The organism is Mediterraneibacter hominis, assembly GCF_014287475.1.
Lineage (GTDB): Bacteria > Bacillota > Clostridia > Lachnospirales > Lachnospiraceae > Mediterraneibacter > Mediterraneibacter hominis.
In genome coordinates this window covers 1,269,367-1,294,147 of the sequence record NZ_JACOPF010000001.1, presented here as the reverse complement: position 1 = coordinate 1,294,147, position 24,781 = coordinate 1,269,367, and the positions used below count along the sequence as shown (strand labels likewise).

General features: G+C 45.2%; 22 protein-coding genes. 11 read left to right on the top strand and 11 right to left on the bottom strand.

The window, feature by feature from the left end:
• Nucleotides 1-24: 24 nt before the first annotated feature.
• The 6 genes from arcC to H8S37_RS06230 all read right to left on the bottom strand — a co-directional run bounded on the left by arcC (nucleotide 25) and on the right by H8S37_RS06230 (nucleotide 5,966).
• Nucleotides 25-969, bottom strand: a complete 945-nt coding sequence (gene arcC / locus H8S37_RS06255) for a carbamate kinase (protein WP_186875140.1) — start codon at nucleotides 967-969, stop codon at nucleotides 25-27.
• A 16-nt stretch (nucleotides 970-985) separates the two neighbouring features.
• Nucleotides 986-1,369, bottom strand: a complete 384-nt coding sequence (locus H8S37_RS06250; protein WP_186875139.1) for a RidA family protein — start codon at nucleotides 1,367-1,369, stop codon at nucleotides 986-988.
• A 47-nt stretch (nucleotides 1,370-1,416) separates the two neighbouring features.
• Nucleotides 1,417-2,610, bottom strand: coding sequence for a knotted carbamoyltransferase YgeW (gene ygeW, locus H8S37_RS06245; protein ID WP_186875138.1), 1,194 nt, complete (start codon nucleotides 2,608-2,610; stop codon nucleotides 1,417-1,419).
• A gap of 90 nt (nucleotides 2,611-2,700) precedes the next feature.
• Complete coding sequence (locus H8S37_RS06240; protein WP_186875137.1) at nucleotides 2,701-4,017, bottom strand: YgeY family selenium metabolism-linked hydrolase; 1,317 nt, start codon at nucleotides 4,015-4,017, stop codon at nucleotides 2,701-2,703.
• A 36-nt stretch (nucleotides 4,018-4,053) separates the two neighbouring features.
• A complete protein-coding gene (gene dpaL / locus H8S37_RS06235) occupies nucleotides 4,054-5,259 on the bottom strand; it encodes a diaminopropionate ammonia-lyase (RefSeq protein ID WP_186875136.1) in 1,206 nt (401 codons plus the stop codon).
• A 47-nt stretch (nucleotides 5,260-5,306) separates the two neighbouring features.
• Nucleotides 5,307-5,966, bottom strand: a complete 660-nt coding sequence (locus H8S37_RS06230) for a helix-turn-helix transcriptional regulator (RefSeq protein WP_186875135.1) — start codon at nucleotides 5,964-5,966, stop codon at nucleotides 5,307-5,309.
• Between the two features lie 215 nt (nucleotides 5,967-6,181).
• On the opposite strand from H8S37_RS06230, the gene ssnA reads away from it, so the two are divergent.
• From ssnA to H8S37_RS06180, 10 genes are all read left to right on the top strand, one after another.
• Entirely contained in the window at nucleotides 6,182-7,516 is a 1,335-nt protein-coding gene (ssnA, locus tag H8S37_RS06225; protein WP_186875134.1) for a putative aminohydrolase SsnA, read from the top strand.
• Nucleotides 7,517-7,562: 46 nt separating this feature from the next.
• The gene (locus tag H8S37_RS06220; RefSeq protein ID WP_186875133.1) at nucleotides 7,563-9,002 is read left to right on the top strand and encodes a uracil-xanthine permease family protein; all 1,440 of its coding nucleotides are present in this window, start codon (nucleotides 7,563-7,565) and stop codon (nucleotides 9,000-9,002) included.
• Nucleotides 9,003-9,041: 39 nt separating this feature from the next.
• Nucleotides 9,042-12,035: a putative selenate reductase subunit YgfK gene (gene ygfK, locus H8S37_RS06215; RefSeq protein ID WP_186875132.1), complete on the top strand. Its 2,994-nt coding sequence runs from the start codon at nucleotides 9,042-9,044 to the stop codon at nucleotides 12,033-12,035.
• Between the two features lie 13 nt (nucleotides 12,036-12,048).
• A complete protein-coding gene (gene yqeC, locus H8S37_RS06210; RefSeq protein ID WP_186875131.1) occupies nucleotides 12,049-12,807 on the top strand; it encodes a selenium cofactor biosynthesis protein YqeC in 759 nt (252 codons plus the stop codon).
• On the top strand, nucleotides 12,804-14,183 hold the full coding sequence (gene yqeB / locus H8S37_RS06205) for a selenium-dependent molybdenum cofactor biosynthesis protein YqeB (protein WP_186875130.1): 1,380 nt from the start codon (nucleotides 12,804-12,806) through the stop codon (nucleotides 14,181-14,183). The genes yqeC and yqeB overlap by 4 nt, the downstream gene beginning before the upstream one ends.
• Nucleotides 14,180-16,741, top strand: coding sequence for a selenium-dependent xanthine dehydrogenase (gene xdh, locus H8S37_RS06200; protein ID WP_186875129.1), 2,562 nt, complete (start codon nucleotides 14,180-14,182; stop codon nucleotides 16,739-16,741). The genes yqeB and xdh overlap by 4 nt, the downstream gene beginning before the upstream one ends.
• 149 nt (nucleotides 16,742-16,890) lie before the next feature.
• The gene (modA, locus tag H8S37_RS06195; RefSeq protein ID WP_186875128.1) at nucleotides 16,891-17,730 is read left to right on the top strand and encodes a molybdate ABC transporter substrate-binding protein; all 840 of its coding nucleotides are present in this window, start codon (nucleotides 16,891-16,893) and stop codon (nucleotides 17,728-17,730) included.
• 27 nt (nucleotides 17,731-17,757) lie between these two features.
• Nucleotides 17,758-18,432: a molybdate ABC transporter permease subunit gene (gene modB / locus H8S37_RS06190; protein ID WP_186875127.1), complete on the top strand. Its 675-nt coding sequence runs from the start codon at nucleotides 17,758-17,760 to the stop codon at nucleotides 18,430-18,432.
• 3 nt (nucleotides 18,433-18,435) lie between these two features.
• Entirely contained in the window at nucleotides 18,436-19,476 is a 1,041-nt protein-coding gene (locus H8S37_RS06185; RefSeq protein ID WP_330604866.1) for a sulfate/molybdate ABC transporter ATP-binding protein, read from the top strand.
• Between the two features lie 12 nt (nucleotides 19,477-19,488).
• A complete protein-coding gene (locus H8S37_RS06180; protein WP_186875126.1) occupies nucleotides 19,489-19,860 on the top strand; it encodes a winged helix-turn-helix domain-containing protein in 372 nt (123 codons plus the stop codon).
• 152 nt (nucleotides 19,861-20,012) lie between these two features.
• Here the strand turns inward: H8S37_RS06180 and H8S37_RS06175 are convergent, their stop codons facing one another.
• The gene (locus H8S37_RS06175; protein WP_186875125.1) at nucleotides 20,013-20,318 is read right to left on the bottom strand and encodes a hypothetical protein; all 306 of its coding nucleotides are present in this window, start codon (nucleotides 20,316-20,318) and stop codon (nucleotides 20,013-20,015) included.
• Nucleotides 20,311-21,426: a CdaR family transcriptional regulator gene (locus H8S37_RS06170; protein WP_186875124.1), complete on the bottom strand. Its 1,116-nt coding sequence runs from the start codon at nucleotides 21,424-21,426 to the stop codon at nucleotides 20,311-20,313. The genes H8S37_RS06175 and H8S37_RS06170 overlap by 8 nt, the downstream gene beginning before the upstream one ends.
• Before the next feature lie 133 nt (nucleotides 21,427-21,559).
• On the opposite strand from H8S37_RS06170, the gene H8S37_RS06165 reads away from it, so the two are divergent.
• Nucleotides 21,560-21,970: a NifB/NifX family molybdenum-iron cluster-binding protein gene (locus H8S37_RS06165; RefSeq protein ID WP_186875123.1), complete on the top strand. Its 411-nt coding sequence runs from the start codon at nucleotides 21,560-21,562 to the stop codon at nucleotides 21,968-21,970.
• 129 nt (nucleotides 21,971-22,099) lie between these two features.
• Here H8S37_RS06165 and H8S37_RS06160 read toward each other — a convergent pair whose 3' ends face one another.
• From H8S37_RS06160 to H8S37_RS06150, 3 genes are all read right to left on the bottom strand, one after another.
• Complete coding sequence (locus H8S37_RS06160; protein ID WP_186875122.1) at nucleotides 22,100-23,155, bottom strand: ABC transporter substrate-binding protein; 1,056 nt, start codon at nucleotides 23,153-23,155, stop codon at nucleotides 22,100-22,102.
• A gap of 113 nt (nucleotides 23,156-23,268) precedes the next feature.
• Nucleotides 23,269-24,375 carry a hypothetical protein gene (locus tag H8S37_RS06155; RefSeq protein ID WP_186875121.1) on the bottom strand — a complete coding sequence of 369 codons (1,107 nt, stop codon included), beginning with the start codon at nucleotides 24,373-24,375 and terminating at the stop codon, nucleotides 23,269-23,271.
• Between the two features lie 194 nt (nucleotides 24,376-24,569).
• On the bottom strand, nucleotides 24,570-24,764 hold the full coding sequence (locus H8S37_RS06150) for a hypothetical protein (RefSeq protein ID WP_186875120.1): 195 nt from the start codon (nucleotides 24,762-24,764) through the stop codon (nucleotides 24,570-24,572).
• Between the last annotated feature and the right edge of the window lie 17 nt (nucleotides 24,765-24,781).

The following is a 24,781-nucleotide window of genomic DNA, read 5'->3' as shown; positions in this document are numbered from 1 at the left end:
CCACTCTCTGCCGATTTTTTCGTTCTATAGATGAATCCTTGTTCCTGTTTTTCCAAGAATTCCGTCTTTTGCTTTTTCCAGAAGCGTGATGAGTGCCTGTCTTCCTGGTTTGGATTCAGCAAATTCTACGGCTGCCTGTACTTTTGGCAGCATAGAGCCGGGAGCAAAGTGTCCTTCTTCCATGTATTCCCGAGCGGCTTTGGGAGTCAGTTCATCCAGCCATTTCTGTTCAGGCTTTCCAAAGTTGACTGCCACTTTTTCTACTGCTGTTAAGATGATCAAAAAGTCTGCGTCCAACTCTTTGGCGAGCAGGCAGCTCGCGAAGTCTTTGTCAATTACGGCGCTGGCACCTTTTAAGTGATTGCCCTGGCGTGTAACGGGGATTCCGCCGCCGCCGCAGGCAATGACCAAATCGCCGGAGTCCACCATTGTGCGGATAGTTCCGATTTCTATGATTTCCTGCGGTTTAGGGGAGGCGACAACACGGCGGTAACCGCGTCCGGCATCTTCCTTCATAATATAATCATATTTTTCTTCCATCTGTTTTGCCTGTTCCTTTGTAAGGAAACGGCCAATCGGCTTAGAAGGATTGGAAAATGCAGGATCTTGCGCGTCCACGCGAACCTGGGTAATCATAGTGGCAACAGGTATGTCTGTTATATTCCGATTTAAAAGTTCTTCCCTCAATGCATTTTGCAGATCGTATCCGATATATGCCTGGCTCATGGCAACACAGACAGACAGAGGAGTATTGGGCTGCAGCGGATCCTCATGGGTGAGGGCGAGCATAGCGTTGTTGACCATGCCGACCTGGGGGCCGTTGCCGTGGGCAACGACAACCTCACAGCCCTCCTCAATCAGATCCACAATTGCACGGGAGGTAATTTTTACGGCTTTCATCTGTTCAGGGAGCGTATTGCCAAGAGCATTGCCCCCCAGAGCGATAACGATACGTTTTTTCTTTTCCATAACGGACCTCCTGGAATTAAGCCTCTTTTACTGCGGCGATGGTCTCTACTTCACAGAGCACTCCCTTTGGAAGCTCTTTTACTGCAACGCAGGAACGAGCTGGTTTTCCTGTGAAATATTTTGCATAGACTTCATTAAATGCAGCGAAGTCTTTCATATCCGCGAGAAAACAGGTCGTTTTTACTACGTCGGTAAATGACGCGGCCTGGCTGTCTAAGAGAGCCTGGATGTTTTTCATAACCTGTTCTGCCTGTTCCTCTACCGTAGAGCCGACCACCTCGCCAGTCTCAGGGCTCAATGGAATCTGCCCGGAAAAGAATGCGATTCCATTTAATACGATGCCTTGTGAATAAGGCCCGATAGCTGCTGGAGCCTTTTTTGTATCTACATATTTTAACATAAGTTTTTCTCCTTCCTTATACATACACTTTTCGTTCATTGTACGTTTTAATCAAACACGCGCGGTGTCTTTTTTTCTTCTAGTTTTTTCAGAATGTCTGCCGGATCTGCAAATTTTGCGAGGAAGATCATAGCGGCGATGATGTATGGCTTGTAGCTGGCCTCTTTGTAGAGGGGATCTCTGTAGCGGTCAAATACGCTGGCATCCACCTCGCCGGACTCACAGCTTACGCCTGTAATATCAGCCGGCAGACAGTGCAGGTAAAGTGCCTTACCGTCTTTTGTTATTTTCATCAGTTCTTCTGTACAAGCCCAGTCCTTGTGCTCTGCGTTCTGTGCGAGCAGTTCTTTTTCCAGCTTATCGATTCCTTCAAAATCACCGTTGCCATAGAGCTCTGTACGCTTTTCCATTGCGGCAAACGGCGCCCAGCTCTTTGGATATACAATATCTGCGTCTTTGAATGCTTCCTCCATACTGTTTGTCTTTGTAAATGTACCGCCGGATTTCTTCGCGTTTTTAGCAGCCACTTCTTCTACCTCTGGGAATACCTCGTATCCTTCTGGATGTGCCAGAACAACATCCATGCCGAAACGTGTCATAAGTCCGATAATTCCCTGTGGGACGGACAATGGCTTTCCGTAGGAGGGAGAGTAAGCCCATGTCATGGCGAGTTTCTTTCCCTTTAAATTTTCGACGCCGCCAAATTCATGGATGATATGGAGCATGTCTGCCATTGCCTGCGTTGGATGATCGATGTCGCACTGCAGGTTTACAAGTGTTGGCTTCTGTTCCAGAATGCCGTCTTTATTCCCCTGCGTTACAGCGTCAACAACCTCATGCATGTAAGCGTTTCCTTTGCCGATATACATATCGTCGCGGATTCCAATTACATCTGCCATAAAAGAAATCATGTTGGCCGTTTCGCGTACTGTCTCGCCATGGGCTACCTGTGATTTCCCTTCGTCCAAATCCTGTACCTCTAATCCCAGGAGGTTACATGCGGAAGCGAAAGAGAAACGGGTACGTGTAGAATTATCACGGAACAGAGAAATTCCAAGACCGCTTTCAAATACCTTTGTAGAAATATTATTCTCACGCATGAAACGCAGTGCGTCAGCAAGTGTAAAGACAGCTTCCAGTTCGTCATCTGTCTTTTCCCATGTAAGGAAAAAGTCCCCATTGTACATATCCTTAAAGTTCAAAGAATTCAGCTTATCAATATAGTCCTGTAAAGTTTTCATTGTTTATTTCCTCCTTAATAAATGAAATTATATATGTGTTTAAATTTAGACAACATGGTTTATGTAATGTGCTTTCGATATGGGAATACCTTACTGTTCCTCGCAGTAGATAGTTGGAAGTGCCGCGTATACTGCCGCACATACTACAAGGTCAGCTTTCCAGGTTTTTTCGTTCGGTGCATGTGCCTGTGCCTCTGCACCAGGACCAAACCCAATACACGGTATTCCATTTCTTCCCATGATGGATACACCGTTTGTAGAGAACGTCCATTTGTCTGTCAATGGACGGCTCTGGCGCATTTGCAGTGTTTCCTCTGCGCCGATTCGCTTATCTCCATAGAGAGAGGTGTACGCTTTCTCCAGAGCCTTTGTTACCTTATGATCCTTTGGAATTGCCCATGTCGGGAAGTAACACTCAATTTCATACACACATCCTGTGTAGGAAGGACGGTCATAGTTATACATAGATACTTTGACATCATCGCCATATTTCTTTACACTTGGAAGCGCGCGAATTTCATCCAGGCAGCTTTCCCATGTCTCGCCGAATGTCATACGGCGGTCAAGAGATACCGCGCAGGAGTCTGCCACTGCACAGCGGCTGGGGGAGGTGTAGAAGATCTGAGATACGGTAACGGTACCGCGTCCGAGAAAACGCGCTTCCTCCCAGTCTGGATTGTATTTTGGATTTAACATTTTTACAAGTCCTTTGATTTCGGTCTCCTCTGCATCATCATTTTCATTCAGCGCACGTACATCTTGGAGAATATCCGCCATTTTATAGATGGCATTGTCGCCGCGTTCCGGAGCAGAGCCATGACAGGACACTCCTTTGACATCCACACGTATTTCCATACGTCCGCGCTGCCCGCGGTAAATACCTCCGTCAGTAGGCTCTGTAGAAACAACGAATTCTGGACGGACTTTATCTTCATTGATGATATACTGCCAGCACAGTCCGTCACAGTCCTCCTCCTGGACAGTACCGGTTACAAGAACCGTGTATTTGTCGCTTAAAAGCCCTAAGTCTTTCATAATTCTTGCGCCGTATACAGCGGATACAATACCGCCGCACTGATCGGAAACGCCGCGGCCGCCAATCTCTGTGTCGGATTCGAATCCTTCATAGGGGTCAAAGTTCCAGTTATCCATATTTCCGATTCCTACGGTGTCGATATGAGCGTCAAACCCGATTAAAGTTTTGCCGGCTCCCATGTAGCCGAGTACATTTCCCTGAGGATCAATTTCGACTTTGTCAAATTCTAGTTTTTTCATTTCTTCGGCGATCCGGTCGATATGTGCTTTTTCATCGCAGCTTTCGCCGGGATTTCTTACGATCTCCCGCAAAAATTTTGTCATGTCCGCTTCATAATTTTTTGCCGCTTCTTTGATTTTGTTGAAATCCATAATTTTTCTCTCCTTATAAAATAATGATTTACTGTGTTATTTGTCATTTCCGTCCCATACGATCGACTTATATCTTTCGGGATCTGTATCGCCCTCTGTGGAGAAGAGCAGTACCTTTGCATTTGCATCGAGGCCAAGGTGTTCCCTTAATGGTTTGTATTCTTCCATTGTCATAATGCAGGACAAAACTCCGAAAGGAGCAGCACCGGACTCGCCGGAGGTGACTGGACTGTCTCCTTTGATTGGAGCTGCTAGCATACGCATTCCCTTTGCTGCTGCCCAGTCAGGAGCTGCCACAAATGTATCTGCGTGGTTTTTTAAAATATCCCACGAGATGGTGTTGGGCTCTCCACAGGCAAGGCCTGCCATAATGGTAATCATGTCGCCGTCTACAATCCGCAGTTGTCCGTCTCCCGCACAGGCGCCTTTGTAGAGGCATGCCGCTGCGTCTGCCTCCACAACGACAACCTTCGGAGGATTCTGGGGATAACGGTTGGCGAAGTAGCCTTGTACTGCTCCGGCGAGAGATCCGACTCCTGCCTGAATAAATACGTGAGTAGGACAGTCGCATCCTGCACTGTGGAGCTGTTCATCTGCTTCCATTGCCATTGTGCCGTAGCCCTGCATAATCCATGCCGGTATTTCTTCATATCCTTCCCATGCGGTATCCTGTACCATGATTCCGTTTTCTGTTTTTTCTGCCATCGCATTTGCCATGCGGACACATTCATCATAGTTGTACTCTTCAATCGTGGCGTGTGCGCCCTCTGCCAGTATATTATTTAGACGGGTTTGCGTTGTACCCTTCGGCATAAGAACGACGGCCTTTTGACCGAGCTTGTTGGCAGCCCATGCAACACCGCGTCCATGGTTCCCATCGGTAGCAGTGAAAAAAGTTGCCTGGCCGAATTCCTTTTTTAATGCTTCCGATGTCAGGACTTGATAGGGAAGCTCTGATACATCTCGTTTGGTTTGTTTTGCAATGTACTTTGCCATAGCAAAAGAACCACCCAGAACCTTGAAAGCATTTAGCCCAAAACGATAAGATTCGTCCTTGACATATACTTTGCCGAGTCCTAAATAAGATGCCATATGCTGCAAATCTGCAAGCGGAGTTACACTGTACTGGGGAAAGCTTTTGTGAAAATTTCTGGCCTTCTCCACCTCGGCAAGCGCCATGACTTTCAGCTGTGCGTCTTCTGTATGAGGCAGATTGTTTACTGTCCATTTGATTGTATCCATTGTGAAACCCTCCTTTTTATCATTCAAAATTTAGCTGTCTGTTTTTACTATTTCCCGGCATCCATATAACTGTAGAGTGTAAATTTAGAGATGCCGAGAAAAGAAGATACTTTATCGCCGGATTTTGTGATCAGGAAAGCGCCGGCATCGTTTAAGTACTGCACTACTTTGATTTTGTCATCCTTGTTCATCAAAGCGACTGGTTTTCCAACCAGGGCAGTTGCCTGGTCAATCAGCTGATCGAGCAGCTCTGTGACATTATGCGTAATAGTTGTAGGAGCGTTGGATGTATGTTCATTTTTGCCATCTGTTCGATTTTCGGCTTCTGTCTGTATCAGCGGCTGAACTGCCGCCTGTGCTGCGATCAGAGGAGTGATGTCATAATTTAAAGAGAAGATATAAGAAATCGTATTGTCCTCCCCGCGGATGTACATGGTACTGGATTTGAGCATCCTGCCGTCCTCTGTTTTGGTAAGATAGGAGAGCTTATCCTGAATCTTTTCAGGATCGGATTTTAGCGCCTCCAGTACGATTCCGGAAGGTCCGTCACCGGTCTGGCGATTGGATACGTGTCCGTTTTCTATATACACAATAGAACGGCTTAAATCTTGCTGATTTAAATCATGGATTACAATTTCACAGCAATTGCCAAACTGTACGGCAAGGCCATGTGCAAGCTGCTTTAAAAAATCGAGTCTGTATCCCATTTTCCTGCCTCCTTTCCGTATTGAATAGGATGAAAAATCTGTGCTTCTTAAACCCATCATATCATAAAAAAAATGAAAATCAATACTTTTTCTAAAAAAAATTTAGGTAACTAAAAATAATTTAGAATTTGTGTTGCAATTAACGAGGTTTGATGGTATTCTATAGACAACAAAAAGTGTCCGAAAAAATTTGTATGAAAAAGGAGACGAAGATTATGTTGATTTTAGGAAACGGCAGGGTGATTACGAGAGATGCAAAGGAACCTTTCCTGGAAAATGGCGCGGTAGTGCTGGACGGAAATACGATACAGCAGGTAGGGCCACTGGAAGAAATGAAAAAAGCATATCCAGAGGCAGAATTTATTGATGCAAGGGGTGGGCTGATTATGCCGGCATTTATCAATGTCCATGAGCATATATATAGTTCCTTTGCAAGAGGACTGTCTATTAATGGGTATAACCCGAAAGGATTTCTGGATATCCTGGATGGAATGTGGTGGACGGTGGATAGAAATTTAACACTCCATGATACGTACTTGAGTGCGATGGCCACTTATATCGAATGTATTAAGAATGGGGTGACTACAGTTTTTGACCACCATGCAAGCTTTGGTTCTGTGAAGGGCTCGCTGTTTGAAATTGAAAAAGCTGCGAAAGAAACCGGTGTGCGCTCCTGCCTGTGCTATGAAATTTCTGACAGAGACGGGAAAGAAAAGGCAAAGGAAGCTGTGATGGAGAATGCAGAGTTCATTCGGTATGCTTTGAAAGATGAGACAGATATGATTGCCGCGATGATGGGAATGCATGCCCAGTTTACAATTTCAGACGAGACAATGGAGCTGGCGGCGGCAAACAAGCCAGATGAGGTGGGATATCATATTCACGTGGCAGAGGGCATTGAGGATCTGCATCACTGTTTGAAAACGTATGGAAAACGGATTGTAGACCGTCTGATGGATTGCAAAATTCTCGGAGAGAAAACGCTGCTTGGACATTGCATCTATATCAATCCACATGAGATGGATTTAATAAAAGAGACAGATACAATGGTGGTACATAACCCAGAATCAAATATGGGAAATGCATGTGGATGTCCTCCTACAATGGAGCTTGTCCACAGAGGGATTCTCACCGGACTGGGGACAGATGGATATACACACGATATGATGGAGTCCTTCAAGGCGGCGAATGTGCTTCACAAGCACCATCTCTGTGATCCGAATACTGCATGGACGGAAGTGCCGCAGATGTTATTTGAAGGAAATGCCAAAATTGCAGGCCGGTATTTTAAGAAGGAGTTAGGTGTTTTGAAGAAAGGAGCAGCGGCGGATGTAATCATCGTAAATTATGACCCTCTTACGCCGATGCATGCCGGAAATATCAACGGACATCTTGTATTTGGAATCACCGGACATGATGTGACAACGACAGTGGCAAACGGCAAGGTTCTGATGAAAGACAGAAAACTGACAGAGATTGACGAAGCGAAGGTGATGGCAGACTGCCGTCAGGCAGCGACCGGGCTGGCAAAGAGAATCAACAACAGATAGCCAGAGAACAGTAGAAAGGAATGCAAAAGCATATAGGGAAAGATGCATGAGTACAGAAAAGGAAAAAAGAAATCGAAAGGATAATTCAGAATTATTCAAATGGGACGGGAATCCGTCCTTGGGGCAGATGCTGCCTCTGGCGGCACAGCATGTGCTGGCAGCAGTCGTCGGCTGCGTAACTCCGGCGATTTTAGTAGCAAATGCGGCAAACAATGCGGGCGGGAATGTAAATATGGGACTTTTGATACAGGTTTCCCTTGTATTTGCCGCATTGTCTACCTTTTTACAGTTATTTGGAAATAAAATTCACCTGGGTTCCGGACTTCCGGTTATCATAGGCGTCAGTTTTGCCTATGTGCCTACCATGACTGCGATTGCTGCGCAGGCACAGAACGTAGACACGATTTTAGGAGCTATGGTGATCGGCGGTATTGTAGCGATTATTGTGGGGCTGTCCATCAAACAGATTCGGAAGGTGTTCCCTCCACTCGTAATTGGAACCGTTATTTTTGCAATCGGTCTGTCTCTCTATACGACAGCGATCAATTACATGGCAGGTAATCCTTCCAATACATATGAGGTAATTGTAGAAGAACAGGGAAAGACAGCGGCTTTAGTGTTTGGCTCCTGGCAGAATTGGTTAGTGGCGTTTATCACATTGGGGATTGTTGTGGCATTGAATCACTACGGGAAAGGGCTGTTTAAGCTTGCCTCTATTTTAATCGGTCTGGTCTGTGGGTATGTGGTGGCCTTGTGCTTTGGAATGGTGGATTTTTCCGCACTGTCTAGTGCGGGATGGTTTCAGATTCCAAAACCCTTTGAATTCGGGATGCGTTTTGAGATTTCCGCGATCATTCCGCTGGCAATTCTGTTCCTGGTCAACTCTATACAGGCAATGGGAGACTTCTCTGCAACAACCAGCGGCGGAATGGACAGATTGCCTACAGATAAAGAATTAAACGGCGGGATTATCGGATACGGGATCAGTAATATTGTCAGTTCCTGCTTTGGATGTCCTCCAACGGCAACCTTCAGCCAGAATGTAGGAATTGTCGGTTCTACAAAAGTGGTGGCAAGAAAGGTTTTTGCAATGGCTGCGGGCATTTTACTTGTGGCAGGTATGATTCCCAAATTTTCCGCATTACTGCGCACCATTCCGCAGTGCGTGCTTGGCGGGGCGGTAGCGTCTGTATTTGCCTCTATCGCGATGACGGGAATCAAGCTGCTTGTGACAGAGAAGCTGACGTTCCGCAATACGACAGTGGCAGGATTGTCCATTGCAATTGGAATGGGGGTATCCTTAAGTGACGGATGTTTAAATCAGATGACACAGAGTATTCACAGCGCACTTCACATGAGTATGAGCCTGGAAAATTTCCAGTCTATCATCAATAATACATTTGCTTCCTCTCCGGTTGTTCTTGCGACGATTTTTGCAGTGCTTTTAAATCTGGCGCTGCCAAAGGATAAGCCAGAGACGGAGTAAGAAACTGGAAGGAAAAGAAGTGGATTAGGAGGGAAGACTATGAGTGATATTATGAGGCCTATGGCTTTTGAACAGTTATTAAACTGGATATTAACAGAAAAAAAACAAGCAGGAACAGTGTTTGGAGAACACCACCCTTATTATGCAGATGAAAAATATAATCGGACGATCTTTGGACGGAGGCTCGAAACTCCTGTAGGGCCGGCAGCAGGGCCGCACACACAGCTTACACAGAATATTGTGGCTGCATATTATACAGGAAGCCGCTTTTTTGAACTGAAGACGGTGCAGGTGATGGACGGCGCCAAATTGTCTGCATGTGTGAATAAACCATGTATCAAGGCAGACGACGAGTGCTATAACTGCGAATGGTCTACAGAGCTTTATGTGCCTGAGGCAATGGAGGAATATATCAAGGCATGGTTCCTTTTGAAAGTGATTTCTAAGGAATTTGGGCTGGGAAGCATGGATGGTTTCCAGTTTAATATTAGTGTAGGGTATGACCTGGAAGGAATTAAATCTGACAAGATTGATACGTTCCTTAATACGATGCAGCATGCACAAGATGCAGAGATATTTAAGAAATGTAAAGCGTATCTTTTAGAGCACATAGATGTATTTGAGCATGTGACAAAAGAAGATGTCGAAGGAATTTCAGGTGACATATGCAATTCCGTTACAATTTCTACTCTGCATGGATGTCCTCCGCAGGAGATTGAGAAGATAGCGATGTATCTGATAACAGAAAAGGGATTCCACACATTCATCAAATGTAATCCGACGCTTCTCGGATATGAATATGCAAGAAAGACAATGGATGAGATGGGATATGACTATGTGGCGTTCGGAGATTTTCACTTCTTAGATGATCTGCAGTATGAAGATGCGGTTCCGATGCTTACCAGACTGATGCAGGTATGCAAAGAGAGAAATTTAGAATTTGGGGTAAAGATTACCAATACCTTTCCGGTAGATGTAAAGCAGAATGAGCTGCCCAGTGAAGAGATGTATATGTCAGGAAAATCGCTGTATCCGCTGTCTATCTCTCTGGCAGCAAAGCTGACAGAAGAATTTGAAGGAAACTTACGCATTTCGTATTCTGGCGGAGCAGATTATCATAATATAAAGGGGATCGTAGATGCAGGAATCTGGCCTGTGACAGTAGCGACAACCTTGTTAAAGCCAGGCGGATATGACAGGATGGCACAGATGGCAAGCCTGCTGGAAAAGGAAGGGGATGTATTTGAGAAGGTACACGTGGAGAAGACATGCAGACTTGCAAGAGAGGCAAAGACAAGTCCTTATCATGTGAAGGCGGTAAAACCGCTTCCTTCCAGAAAGATGAAAAAACAAGTGCCGCTTCTCGATTGTTTTGTTGCTCCCTGCAAGGAGGGATGCCCGATTCATCAGGATATTCCGGCATACCTTCAGCTTGTAAAGGAAGGAAAATACGAAGAGGCGTTGGAAGTGATTACAGAGAAGAATCCGCTTCCATTTATTACAGGTACGATCTGTTCTCACGCCTGTATGGGAAAATGTACCCGTAATTTCTATGAAGAGCCTGTGCATATCCGTGCTATGAAGCTGGCGGCGGCAGAAAATGGATACGATGCATTACTTGAGAAGGTACAGGCGCCTCCTGTCACGAAAGCCGGCAGAGCAGCTGTTATTGGCGGAGGTCCGGCAGGCATGGCGGCGGCATACTTTTTAAGAAAAGGCGGCATGGCTGTTACATTACTTGAAAAGACAGGGGCACTTGGAGGTGTGGTACGCCATGTGATTCCGGAGTTTCGGATTTCTTCGGAAGCGATCGACAAAGACGCGGCGCTGCTTGAAAAGATGGGAGTAGATATTTGTCTGCACACAGAAGCAGACAGCGTTGAAAAACTAAAAGAGCAAGGATATACGGCGGTAGTTTTCGCGGTAGGCGCAAATAAGCCCGGCATGCTCAAGCTAGAATCAGGTGAAGCAGTCAATGCACTGGAATTTTTGGCGAAATTCAAAGAAACAGACGGGAATTTAGATATTGGAAAAAATGTAGTTGTTATTGGCGGTGGAAATACCGCGATGGATACTGCGAGAGCAGCAAAACGTACCCAGGGTGTAGAACATGCATATCTTGTATACAGAAGGACAAAACGATACATGCCGGCAGATGAAGAGGAATTGCTGCTGGCATTGGAGGATGGAGTGGAATTTATGGAGCTGCTCTCTCCTGTAAAGCTGGAAAATGGAAAACTTCTTTGTGATGTGATGAAATTAGGTGATTTTGACAGCTCTGGGCGAAGAAGTGTGCTTTCGACAGGAGAGCAGAAGGAAATTCCCGCTGATACGGTGATCGCGGCAGTGGGAGAGAAGGTACCGTCCAAGCTTTACGAGGCAAATGGAATCCGCCTCAACGAACGAGGCAGGGCATTTGTCAATGAAGAGACACTTCAGACGAATATTCCCGACGTGTATGTAGCAGGTGACGGACTGGGCGGGCCGGCGACCGTAGTAGAAGGGATCCGTGACGGAAAAAAGGCTGCGGAGGCGATTATAAAAGAAGCACTGAGCAGGGAGTTTGAGTCATGTACAGACGAAGCTGTTATCTATGAGAGAAAAGGAAATATAGCAGATATGCATTCTGGCAGTGAAGAAGGCGGCAGATGTCTTGGATGCTCCAGTATATGTGAAAACTGTGCAGAGGTCTGTCCGAATAGAGCAAATCTTTCTATCCACGTGCCGGGGATGGAGAAGCACCAGATTATTCATGTAGATTATATGTGCAATGAATGTGGCAACTGTAAGAGCTTTTGTCCATATGACAGTGCGCCGTACCTGGATAAATTTACGCTGTTTGCAGATGAAAAGGATATGGCGCAGAGTAAAAATCAGGGATTTGCGGTTCTTGATAAAACGAGGGTGAAATGTGCGGTCAGGTTTATGGGCGAGACGAGTGTTTGGGAAAAAGGAGAAGAAAGCCGGATTCCAGATGCGCTGTTAAGGCTGATGGAGGCAGTGTGCACAGAGTATTCTTATCTGATTAGATAACTGGATGGGACAGATGGAAACACGATATAGAAAAGGACAGAACTGGCAGAGAGCAAATTCTATCATCGAGAGGATTGGGGTGGCTGATCTGAAAGCACCGATCATCTCGGTGATCGGCGCAGGTGGAAAGACAACGACCATTCGGCGTATGACGGAGGAATTTGCACAGTTAAAAAGAAAAGTGATTGTCACAACGACAACACATATGAGAGTAGAAGAAGACCCTTGCTTTTTGACTATTCCCTCTTTAGACAGGCTGCAAGAGCTTCTGCATAAGTATGAAAAGGCATATGTCGGAAGTCCGGCAGAGGGCGGAAAAATGAAAAGCGTTTCTCCTTTATTTCTGAAAAGGGTTCTTGCACAGAAGCTGCCTCTTTTGATTGAGGCAGACGGGGCGAAATGCATGCCGTTAAAAGTGCCGGAGGAACATGAACCTGCGATTTTACCGCAGACTACGCATGTGTTGGCAGTGTATGGGCTGGATTCTATTGGAAAGCCGCTTAAGGAGGTTTGCTTTCGTATTGATAAAGCGGCAGAACTGTTAAAGAAAGGGAAGATAGAAACGGTGACACCACAGGATATTGCAGCGATAGCGGCTTCCCGAAGGGGCGGAAAGAAGAACTGTCCGCCGGATGCACAATACTGGGTGATCCTAAACAAGGCAGAGGGCGCCTCTCGGCTGGAAGCAGCCGCGCAGATTTGCCAGATGCTTTTCGAAAAGGGAATAAACAATGTACTTGTGACGGGCAAAGGAGAGCGAGGCAGGCGATGAAAATATTGATTAAAGGTGCGGGAGATTTGGCTACTGGAATCGCATCTAGATTATATAGATGTGGACATCAGATTGTAATGACAGAGTTAGAGGTTCCATTGACTGTAAGAAGAAGAGTGGCACTTTCCAGAGCCGTGTATGAAAAATGTGCGCAGGTAGAAGATATGACAGGGATTCTTGTCTCTTCTAAGCAGGAAGCGGAAGCGGTTCTGAAACAGGGAGACATTGCGGTTGTCGTAGACAAAGAGGCGGATACGCGCCGGTGGTTTTGTCCAGATGTGATTGTAGATGCGATTCTGGCAAAGAGAAATCTTGGCACTTCTATCACAGATGCGCCCTTTGTAATCGGTGTAGGGCCTGGATTTTCCGCCGGAGAGGATTGTCACTGTGTAGTAGAGACGAAAAGGGGGCATACACTCGGCAGTGTAATATGGAAGGGGAGCGCCATCCCGAATACCGGAGTACCTGGAAATATAGGTGGTTATACAATAGAAAGGCTGATTCGTGCGGCCGCGGAAGGGACAATGCAGGCAAAGGCAGAAATTGGAGAGTATGTTGAGAAGGGGCAAACGGTAGCTGTGACAGGGGGTGTCTCTGTACAAGCACAGATGTCTGGAATTGTCAGAGGAATGCTGCAGAATGGGGCCTGGGTAAAAAAAGGATTGAAAATTGGGGATATTGATGCGAGATGTGAAGCCTCCCATTGTGTAACGATTTCTGATAAGGCGCGGGCGGTTGGCGGCGGAGTTTTAGAAGCCGTCAGCCAGTTTGAGCATATGAGGGATCGATTTGCTTTTGTTATTCTGGCGGCGGGGAGAGGAGAGCGCTTCGGAAGAAATAAATTAAAGGAATCGCTTTCCGGTAAGACACTTTACCAGACGATTCTCCAAAAAGTGGAAGCTTTCTCAGGATATCCGGTTGTTGTAGTGACAGGGGATGAGGCGATAAAAAGAGAAGCAGAGGAAAAAGGATTCTTTGTGGAAAAAAATCAGGAGCCAGAGCTTGGGATTTCTCATTCTGTGAAGATGGGACTGAAAAAAGTGCTTACAATTCAGGAAGAAATACAGGGGATTCTTTTTACTGTAAGCGATCAGCCCAATTTAAAGATTTCTACTATTCAGAGAATTTTAAACGAAGCGTTTTTGCACCCCGGACAGATTATATGTGCAGGAAATGAGGGGAAAACAGGGAATCCTGTCCTATGGGATGAAAAGTACTTTCCGGAGCTTTTAAAGCTGTCCGGGGACAGCGGAGGAAAGCAGATATTCAAATATCATCAAAAAGAGGTGCGCATTGTGGAGGCAGAAAGGGAAGAACTTAAGGATATAGATTGTCAAAAGGATCTGGAATGCTTAAGAAAGGAAGTAGGCGTATGATTACGGTTCTTGTAAATGGGAAAAAGTATGAGGTTGAGAGAGATAAAAAACTAATGCGGTTTCTGCGGGATGATCTGCATTTGACGTCCGTAAAAGATGGGTGCAGCCAGGGAGCATGTGGTACGTGTACCGTTTTAGTGGATGGGAAGGCAACGAGGGCATGTATACCGACGCTTTCTAAATTGGAAGGAAAAGAAATCCTGACAGTAGAAGGATTGAGCGACAGAGAAAAAGACGTGTATACGTATGCGTTTGCGACTGCGGGGGCAGTACAGTGTGGATTTTGTATTCCAGGGATGGTGATGTGTGCAAAGGGATTGCTTGATAAAAACCCAGATCCGTCCAGGCTGGAGGTGATTGCGGCGATCCGCAACAATATCTGTCGTTGCACCGGATACAAAAAGATTATTGAGGGGATTCTTTTAAGCGCAAAAATTTTCCGAGAAAATCTGAGTGTGGAGGAAGAAAGCGGAAAGGTGACTGTCGGGCAGGCGATGCAGCGGATCGATGCGAAAGAAAAGGTGACGGGTACGGGGGAATATCCGGACGATATATATCTGGATGGCATGATATACGCAGGTGCAGTCCGTTCAGAATATCCCAGAGCAAAGGTGCTTGCGATCCATACAGAGGAAGCGCTTGCTATGGAAGGGGTCATCGGAGTCTATACGGCGGAAGATATTCCCGGGAATGTAAAGGTAGGACATTTAAAGCAGGACTGGGATACGATGATTCCGGTAGGAAAAGTCACACACTATCTGGGGGACGCTATCTGCCTTGTGGCTGCAAAAGACCAGGAGACATTGGAAAATGCCAAGGCAAAAATTAAGGTAGACTACGAAGTCTTAGAACCCGTACTGGATCCTTTCGAGGCGATGAAAGAAGGAGCGCCGCTTGTGCATGCGTCAGGAAATATTCTTGCACATGAGCATTTGGTGAGAGGAAATGCAGATGAAATAATTGCTGCGTCAAAATATAAGGTGACGAGGCACTACGAGACGCCTTGGACAGAACATGCTTTTTTGGAACCGGAATGTGCAGTCGCTATGCCCTTTGATGAGGACGGAGTATTTATCTATTCTACAGATCAGGGCACCTATGATACACAGCATGAGTGCTGTATTATGCTGGGACTGCCTCCAGAGAAAGTGATTGTAGAAAATAAGCTGGTAGGGGGAGGATTTGGAGGAAAAGAAGATGTAAGTGTCCAGCATCATGCGGCGCTGGTGGCCTATCTGACAAAACGGATTGTAAAAGTGAAGCTGTCCAGGCAGGAGAGTATCGTTGTTCATCCAAAGCGTCATCCTATGTGGATGGATATTACAACGGCATGTGATGAAAACGGGTATCTGACAGCTATGAAGGCAGTGGTTGTTTCAGATACAGGCGCATATGCGTCTCTGGGAGGGCCCGTCTTGCAGCGTGCCTGTACACATGCGGCAGGGCCATATAATTTCCAGGTGATTGACATTGACGGAAAAGCAGTCTACACAAACAATCCTCCGGCGGGAGCATTCAGAGGATTTGGTGTGACACAGACCTGCTTTGGTTCGGAAAGAAATTTGGATCTGCTGGCTGAAATGGTGGGAATTTCTCCGTGGGAGATCCGTTACCGAAACGCGATACGTCCTGGTCAGGTTCTGCCAAACGGACAGATTGCAGATGCTTCTACCGGTGTGGCGGAGACGCTGGAGGCGGTAAAAGAGACTTATGAGAGTGAGCCTTATGCAGGCGTTGCCTGCGCAATGAAAAATGCGGGTGTAGGCGTGGGGCTTCCCGACTGGGGACGCTGTCGCTTACTTATAAAAAATGGAAAAGTACAGATTCACGCAGGAGCCTCCTGTATTGGGCAGGGGCTGGGCACAGTGTTGACACAAGTAGTATCGGAGACGGCGGGACTGACGCTGGAGGAGATAGAATACTGCAGACCAAATACGGCAAATTCTCCAGATTCCGGGACGACTTCTGGATCGCGGCAGACATTAATTACCGGAGAGGCAGCGAAACGGGCGTGCCAGAAGCTTAGAGAAGATTTAAGAGGAAATGTTCTTGCCGATCTGGAGGGCAGAGAATACTATGGAGAATATCTTGCCAAGACAGACAAAATGGGCAGCGATGTGCCTAATCCAGTGTCACATGTGGCATATGGATACGCGACGCAAGTCTGTGTGTTAAACGAAGATGGAACGGTGAAAAAGATTGTTGCGGCCCATGATGTAGGCAGGGCGGTAAATCCAGTCAGCGTCGAAGGCCAGATTGAAGGCGGCGTTGTCATGAGTCTGGGCTATGCGCTGACAGAGAAGTATGAATTAAAGGATGGCTATCCTGTATCTAGATTTGGAACACTGGGACTGTTTAAGGCAGATAAAGTGCCTCAGGTAGAGCCGATTATTGTGGAAAAGCCAGGCGTGGAGGTAGGATATGGGGCGATCGGTATCGGAGAAATTACCTCGATTCCGACAGCGCCTGCGATTGCAGGGGCATATTACAGATGGAATAAGGATTTTCAGACAAAGCTTCCCCTTGTAGGGACACCTTATGAAAAAAAGAAAAAATAAAGAGTAAAAGATGAAAAGTAAGAAAAGGCGGCTGCGGCTGTGAACAAAGAAAACTTCCAGACAGCAGCCTTTTTTTGAAAAAGCAAGTTGTTTTTAAAAATAACTTGATATATAATAAATTTAGATTTCATAACAAAGGAGGAAAAAGTATGAAAAGAAAAAAACTGACAGCAATTTTAATGACAGCGGCACTGGCCGGAGTCATGGTATTTGGGTGCGGATCAAACAGCGCAGATGAGGAGAACACAAAAAATACATCAGCGGACGCGCAGGACGAGGAAAAAGAGGAACCAGTAGAGCTCTTGATCGCAGCGGCGGCAAGCCTGGAATATTCTTATGAAGATGAGCTGATCCCGATGTTTGAAGAGGAAAATCCAGGTATTACAGTAAAAGGAACCTATGACAGCTCTGGAAAGCTTCAAACACAGATAGAGGAAGGAATCGAGGCAGATGTATTTATGTCTGCGGCTACGAAACAGATGAATGTACTGTCAGAAGAAAGTCTGGTGGATAAAGATTCTGTAGTAAACCTTTTAGAAAACAAGATTGTACTTATTACTTCGGTGGATTCTGGCTTAGAACTGAGTGATTTTACGGATATTACAAAAGCAGAGACAATTGCAATTGGAGATCCAGCAAGCGTACCTGTAGGGCAGTATTCAGAAGAGGCTTTGACAAATTTAGGATTGTGGGAGGAAGTATCGGCGAAAGCAAGCCTTGGAACTAATGTAACAGAAGTGTTGAACTGGGTAGCAGAAGGCAGTGCGGATGCCGGTATTGTGTATGCGACAGACGCGGCGACCACAGACAAAGTGAAAGTAGTCGCAGAGGCGCCGGCAGACAGCCTGACAGAGCCTGCAATCTATCCGGTAGGAGTAGTAACTGCTTCTGCAAATAAAGAAGCCGCTCAGAAATTTGTAGAATTTTTGCAGAGTGAAGAAGCGATAAAAGTATTTGAAGAATATGGATTTATCCAATATAATGAGTAAAGGAAAACATACAAAGGGGAAGGCATTATGGAACTGTCACCGATTCTAATTTCGCTGAAAACAGCAACGCTGTCTGTCTTTGTTACATTTTTTCTGGGAATAGCGGTTGCTTATTGGGTTGTACGTATGCGCCATGAAAAAGTAAAGATGATATGTGATGGGATTTTGACGCTTCCGCTTGTGCTTCCGCCGACAGTGGCAGGCTTTTTCCTGCTGTATATCTTTGGAGTGAAGCGACCGCTGGGACAGTTCTTCCTGGAGTTCTTCGGAGTGAAAATCGCGTTTTCATGGGGAGCTACGGTGCTGGCAGCGGTCGTGATCTCCTTTCCTTTGATGTACCGGTCGGCGCGGGGGGCTTTTGAGCAGGTGGATGCGAACCTCCTCTATGCAGGCAGGACTTTGGGTATGTCTGAATGGAAAATTTTCTGGAGGGTGCTGTTTCCAAATGCGCTTTCGGGAATTCTCTCAGGCGGGATTCTTGCATTTGCGAGAGGGCTTGGGGAATTTGGCGCTACGGCGATGATAGCAGGAAATATTGCGGGTAAGACAAGGACGCTTCCTTTAGCGGTATACTCGCATGTCTCGGCGGGAGATATGGAAGGGGCGTATCAATATGTTTTGATTCTCGTTTTGATTTCTTTCTTTGTCGTAACGGGGATGAACTATGCAACGTATGTTTTTCAGAAATATAACCGGAGGTAGGCAGTGGGTGAACTAGAGGTAGAAATTCAAAAAAAATTCAAAAGTTTTTGTCTGGACATGCGGTTTTCCATGGAAGGGGAAAGCCTTGGCATACTGGGCGCCTCTGGCTGTGGAAAAAGCATGACATTAAAGGCGGTGGCAGGAATTGTGACTCCGGACAGGGGAAAGATTCGTACAGAAAAAGCGGTCTTTTATGATGGAGCCGCGAGAATCAATATGGCGCCTCAGAAAAGGAAAGTCGGGTATCTGTTTCAGAACTATGCACTTTTTCCCAATATGACAGTAGAGGACAACATTGCGGCGGGAATCCGGGAGAAAAAAGCAGAGAAATACAAGAAAGTAAAAACACTTTTGGAACAGTTTCAGTTAAATGGGTTGGAAAAGCAGTATCCGCATAAACTGTCAGGCGGGCAGCAGCAGCGTGTGGCGCTCGCCAGGATACTGGCATCTGAACCGGATATTTTGCTGTTGGACGAACCATTTTCTGCTATGGACAGTTATTTAAAGGAAGAATTACAGCTGGAACTAAAGGAACAGCTGAAACATTTTCATGGCTGCACGATTATTGTAAGCCATGACAGGGATGAGATATATAAACTATGTGACAGAACAATGATTATGGACAATGGTGTGAATTTAATCTGCGAAGAGACAAAAGAACTGTTCGATCAGCCGAGGCATATGCTGGCGGCACGATTGACGGGGTGTAAAAATATTTCCAGGGCGGAGAGACGCGGGAACAATACAGTGTATGCAGCAGATTGGGGGATAGAATTAAAAGTCCACTGTGAGATACCTCAGAAGCTGGCATATATAGGAATACGGGCGCATGATTTTCTTCCTGCCAGTCCTTCTAAGTCACAGGAGAATCTTATCCGCGTTCTGCCAGGGGAAAAGACACAGGCGCCATTTGAATGGATCCTGCTGTTTCAAAATGCGGACAATCCGCAGGGGAGCATGTGGATAAAGCGAGAGCGGGGAGACAGGCAGATTCCAGAATTTGTGCAGGTCAAACCAGAGAAAATATTATTGTTGGAGGAATAATAGGAGGAAATCATGTTTCATCCGGTGGTGAAGATAAAGGTTTATAACGAGGATCTAGTGTTTGGACCGGGGCTTTCTATGCTGCTTGGGCACATAAAAGAGACTGGGTCTATGAAGGAAGCATGTAGTGCAATGGGAATGTCATACAGTAAAGGCTGGAAGATCGTCAATCGGGCGGAGAAGGAATTGGAGTACGCGCTGATTACCAGACAGCATGGAGGAAGCAGGGGAGGCAAATGCGAGATTACCTTAAAGGGCGCGGCTTTGATTCAGAGATATGAAAAAATAGAAAAAGACGTACAGGAATACACAAAAAAAATATTCCTGGAATATTTTCCGGAATATGACTGCCATGCGGATAGTCAGTTAGGCGAAGTCCAATGACTGCATCTGCAGGCTGCAGAGACAGCCATTGTCTTCTGTTTTCATAAATTAAGAATAGCAGGTAATTGTGAATCTGCTGTGACAAGAAACAGAATAAATTCTAAAAATTATAAAAAGGAAATAAAGTGATAAATATAAAAGAAAAATATCTGTTATTCTTTTGCAAGGACGGTGTGCATCATTTCTTTTGATGCGGCAAACCACCGTTCTTTCTGCGCGTTAAATTGCTCATGCAGCCAGTTGATTGCCGCATCCATGCCTTCTTCCGTCAACGGAAAGGAGGCTTTTTCTTTTTCCTCGTCAGGGGTCTTTTCAAAAGACCAGGGTTCTGGATAGATATAGACGAAGAAAGTCTCCTTGCTGTCGTCACACTGGAAAAAATAACGCATTCCATTGTGGCTGCCGGAGAAAGGTTCTTTTTTTAGTCCGCCTACGGGAATTAATGTTTTGTCAATCATGTCGGGTCTCCTTTTTTGTAAAATATGTATGCATCCGCACTGCCAGATAAAGTAAAACCGCATCCCGAAATCTGCGGGGATTCAGTTTACATTTTTTATAAATATGATCCAATTTATATTGCAGTGTATTTTTGTGAAGAAATAGCTGTTCTGCTGTTTGTAAGAGTGACATATCATTCTCAAAATAACAGGTTATCAGCTCTATATCTGAAGTTGATAGAGGTTCAATCGTTTTTTTGAAATAAGCGTTCCTGTTTTCCGAGGTCATAGAGGACAAAATGAGTTCTAAAGTCAGATTGTCAAAAACAGCGAAATGCAACTGTGTGCCAGATAGGCTGTTTAGGGCAGTTAAGGCAGAGTCATAGGAATCGGCCAGAGAAATTCCCTTTACTGCTTTACCAACGGCGATACACAGACTTTCAGAGTATTTCTCGGCGAACATCTGCAGATCAGAGGCGTAGTCGGAAAAATATGTATCTTCCATCACAGCCAGGTATTCATTGGGATAGTGGTAAGAGTAAAGGACAGTGCGGGTGCGGGAAAACAGTTCTAGAATCCTTTGCTCCATAAGAGGAAGTCTGTCCGGACGGTAAGAAGATTTCAGCCGAATAATAAGAAGCCGTTTGGCAGATTCCTTTTCTATGTGCAGATCTTCCAGACAGTGCAGAATATAATCGTAGTTTTGAAGTCTGCTGCTGATAAGAGAGTGGAGAATATAATGGCGTTTTTCTGCCTGTGTTCTGGAAAAAGCGCTGACCTCCTGTTCGCGGATAAGAAGGCGGGTGATACGCTCTGCCAGATAAGCAAATTTGCGGACTTCTTCAGGATCTCCGCTGATGCCGATCACAGCTGCTATGGAGTCTTTGTAATGAATAGGAAGGTTGACTCCTTTGTGTGTACCTGAAAATCCGGTATCTGTGTCGACCTCTAACATACTTCCTGCCTGGGCTGCTTTTCTTCCGATTTCATGGAAGGTACCGATACGCTGTTTGTTGGTACTGGCAAAAATCATTCCAGAACAGTCGATAAAATTTACATCGTGTCCGCAGACATCTTTTACTGTATTTACAATCTGCTGTGCCAGATCCCGATCGATGATGGAAAGCATATGATTCCTCCCTGCTTTAAAAATATTTCTACTGTAAAGTATAAAGAAAAAACAGAATAAATACCATAGAAATTTGCAAAAATCTTTTACAGTGCTATAATAAAAAAAGAAAACAAGAACGGAGGAGATTACGATGAAGATTGCAGTGACATATGAAGAAGGACAAATCTTCCAGCATTTCGGGCATTGTGAAGAATTTAAGCTTTACGATACAGAGGATGGAAAAGTACAGGCAGCCGAGGTGATAAGTGCAGAAGGAAGTGGACACGGAGCACTTGCAGGATTTTTAAAAGAACATGGGGTGGAGGTGCTTATCTGTGGAGGCATTGGCGCGGGAGCACGTGCAGCACTCCAAGAAGCGGGAATCGAATTGTATCCCGGTGCATCTGGAGATGCAGATAACAGCGTCAGGGCATTTCTTGCCGGAGAGCTTCAATATGATCCAGAGACGACCTGCGCCCATCATCACCATGAAGAAGGAGAGCAATGCGGCGGACATAGCTGCAAAGAGGATAAAAACGGATGTGCAGGAAACCGCGAATGATACATTGTTTTAAAAGATAAGGAATATAACTTTTATGATAAAAAGTTCCGGCATGGAAAAAGAGGAACTTACGAAATTTTCCATGCCGGTTTTTTCGTTCTAAAAAAGATTTTTTAACCAGGTAAGTAGTTATTCTGTGACATTTTCTACAGCTTTTTCTGCAAATTCAGTCGTAACCAGATCTTCATAAGGCGCTCTTTCACTTAATTCACCGGCGCTTTCCAAAATATCCTGCAGCAAATCAAAACTACTTTCTTCGAATATTAAATTCTCTTTCCATGTGTCCTGTTCATAATATCTTGTGACAATGGTAGTGATGGTATCCAGATCGGTCTCTGGGAACTGCGGCTCTATAGCAGCGGCAATTTCTTCCGGAGTGTGAGACTGCACATAAGCCATTCCTTTTTGAAGGGCATTGGTAAAGCCTTGAATCACCTCAGGATTTTCATCCATATAGCTTTTCTTTGCGCTGAAGGCTGTATAAGGAACATAGCCGCTGTCTTCTCCTAAAGAGGCTACCACATAGCCCTTGCCTTCAGATTCCAAAGAGGTAGCTCCAGGCTCAAATTCAACAGTAAAGTCGCCCTGCCCTTCCGAAAAAGCGGCGGCAGTAGAGCCAAAGTCAATGCTTTGGTTGATTTCCAAATCTGTTTCTGGGTCAATACCATTTTCCTTTAAGATATATTCAAATACCATTTCCGGCATACCGCCTTTTCTTCCTCCGAGAACAGTACTGTCTTTGATGTCATCCCATGTAAAATCGGAGATTTCTTCTCGGGCAACGAGAAAGTTGCCTGCCCGCTGTGTAAGCTGCGCAAAATTGACAACATAATCATTTGCTCCTTCATTATAGGTGTAAATGGAAGATTCAGAGCCCATAAATCCAATATCTGCTTCACCGGAAATAACGGCAGTCATTGTTTTGTCTGCTCCGAACCCGCAGACGAGGTCTAGATGGATTCCTTCTTCTTCAAAATATCCTTCTTCAATGGCGATATACATCGGGGCGTAGAAAATAGAATGTGCTACTTCATTCAATGTAACATCGACAGTTTCTTCTTTTTTCTGCTGGCTGGCTGAAGCGGAAGTTTCTTTGGAAGAAGCTTCTTTTTCAGAGGAGCATGCACTGAACATTGTCATGGCAAGGGAAGCCGCCAGCAGAACGGCAAATACACGCTTTTTCATAATATCCTCCTGGAAAATCAAGTTCTTAATACTATATGAAAAAAGGAGGAGATGCGTGAAAAAAAGTGTCCTGGAGATAATATCCAGGACACAGAAAAATGCAGCGGTAAAACTTAATAATTGTCGTAATCATCCTCAAAAGGATCATCATAATCGTCTTCATCATAGCGCTCGCCGGCTCCAAGAGAGAGAATTGTCAGTATAATGAATACGACAGCAAGAACAGAACAGCCAATTGCACAATACATCAACATAGAATCACTGCTTCTTTTCAAAAATGCGAATACAGCCGCACCTATTGAAAATAATGCAGGGAATAAAAACGCAAGCAGGATATTCTTTTTCCGAAGGATAAATAACAGAATACCGGACAACAACAGGCAAAGCGCCAGGATAATATAAGTAGTTCCAGCGCTGCTCTCATTTCCGGAGGTTACGTCACTTAATCCTGTTGTAAAAGCCTTATATGTAAAGAATGCAAAAACAAGGAGAGAGAGGATGCCAAACACAATCTTGACAGTGCCAAATCTTGGTGTTTCCTCCTCATATAAATTTTCTTCTGCAACGGATGGTTCTGGTTCCGGTTTTCTACGTGCAGGCGGTGTGGATTTTGTTGTTTTTTTACGTACAGCAGGTTCTTCTATTTCTGTACGTTTCTTTTTGAGAGGGCGCCGGTTTGGATCGGTTGCCAGCATATCCTCGTATCCCTTTCTTACTGCTTTTTCACGTTTTGTTCTGATCTTTTCAGGTGGAATATTGGCATAACGCTGCTCGCTGGGAGTATCTGTGGCAGGAGCGGCGGTACGCTTCTTTGGCTGAACCTGGACAGATTGCCTTTGCGGTCTGTTTTCAGAAGCCTGTTTTGGCGCTTTTTGTTCCGAAGCTTCTTTAACAGGTACCGGCCTGGCAGTTCTCTTAACCGGAGATTTCTCAGAAGGCGCCTTTTTAAGCTCGGTTGTCTTTTCTGGAGAGATTGTCTCATTTGGCTTCTTTTGTTCAGTCTTTTTCGGAACCGTTTTTGGCGTAGGAGCCTTTGAAGGCTGGCTGCTGGAAGCTGCCGCCTTTTTTGCTGCTTTTTTCGCGCGCTGTTTATCTAAATTCCACTGTTTTTTACAATCCCGGCATATCGCGTATTCATTAAAGATTGGTTCATTATTATCGTTGACACCAATCTGCTTTTTCTTTATTTCGACTTCTTTCTGGCATATTGGACACTTCATAACTAAATCTGTACTCCTCTCTTTCGCAGACAAATCCAATGGATTAATTTACAACGCTTCTATTATAACATTTTGAAGCTGTAAGAACAATGAAAAAATGCAAGAAACATCGAATCTTGACGAAAAATGTAAAAACGGCGCTGCCTTTTTGGGCAGCGCCGAATGAAGGAAAGAAGTGGAGGAAAAAAGTGGTATTATTTATGACAGGGGGTTCTTTTTTTTGCGGATATGACGGGAGGAGTAAACTGGTATACATCATTGTAAGACTCCAGTTCTTCTTCTGATTTAGCCAGAGTGGGAATCAGTCCTGTACAATCCATAGAGGAGGCTGCATTTGAAAGATAGTCATAGTCATCGATTATCTTTTCATTTTGTTTTGGGTTTAACATAACAATCACCTCACAAT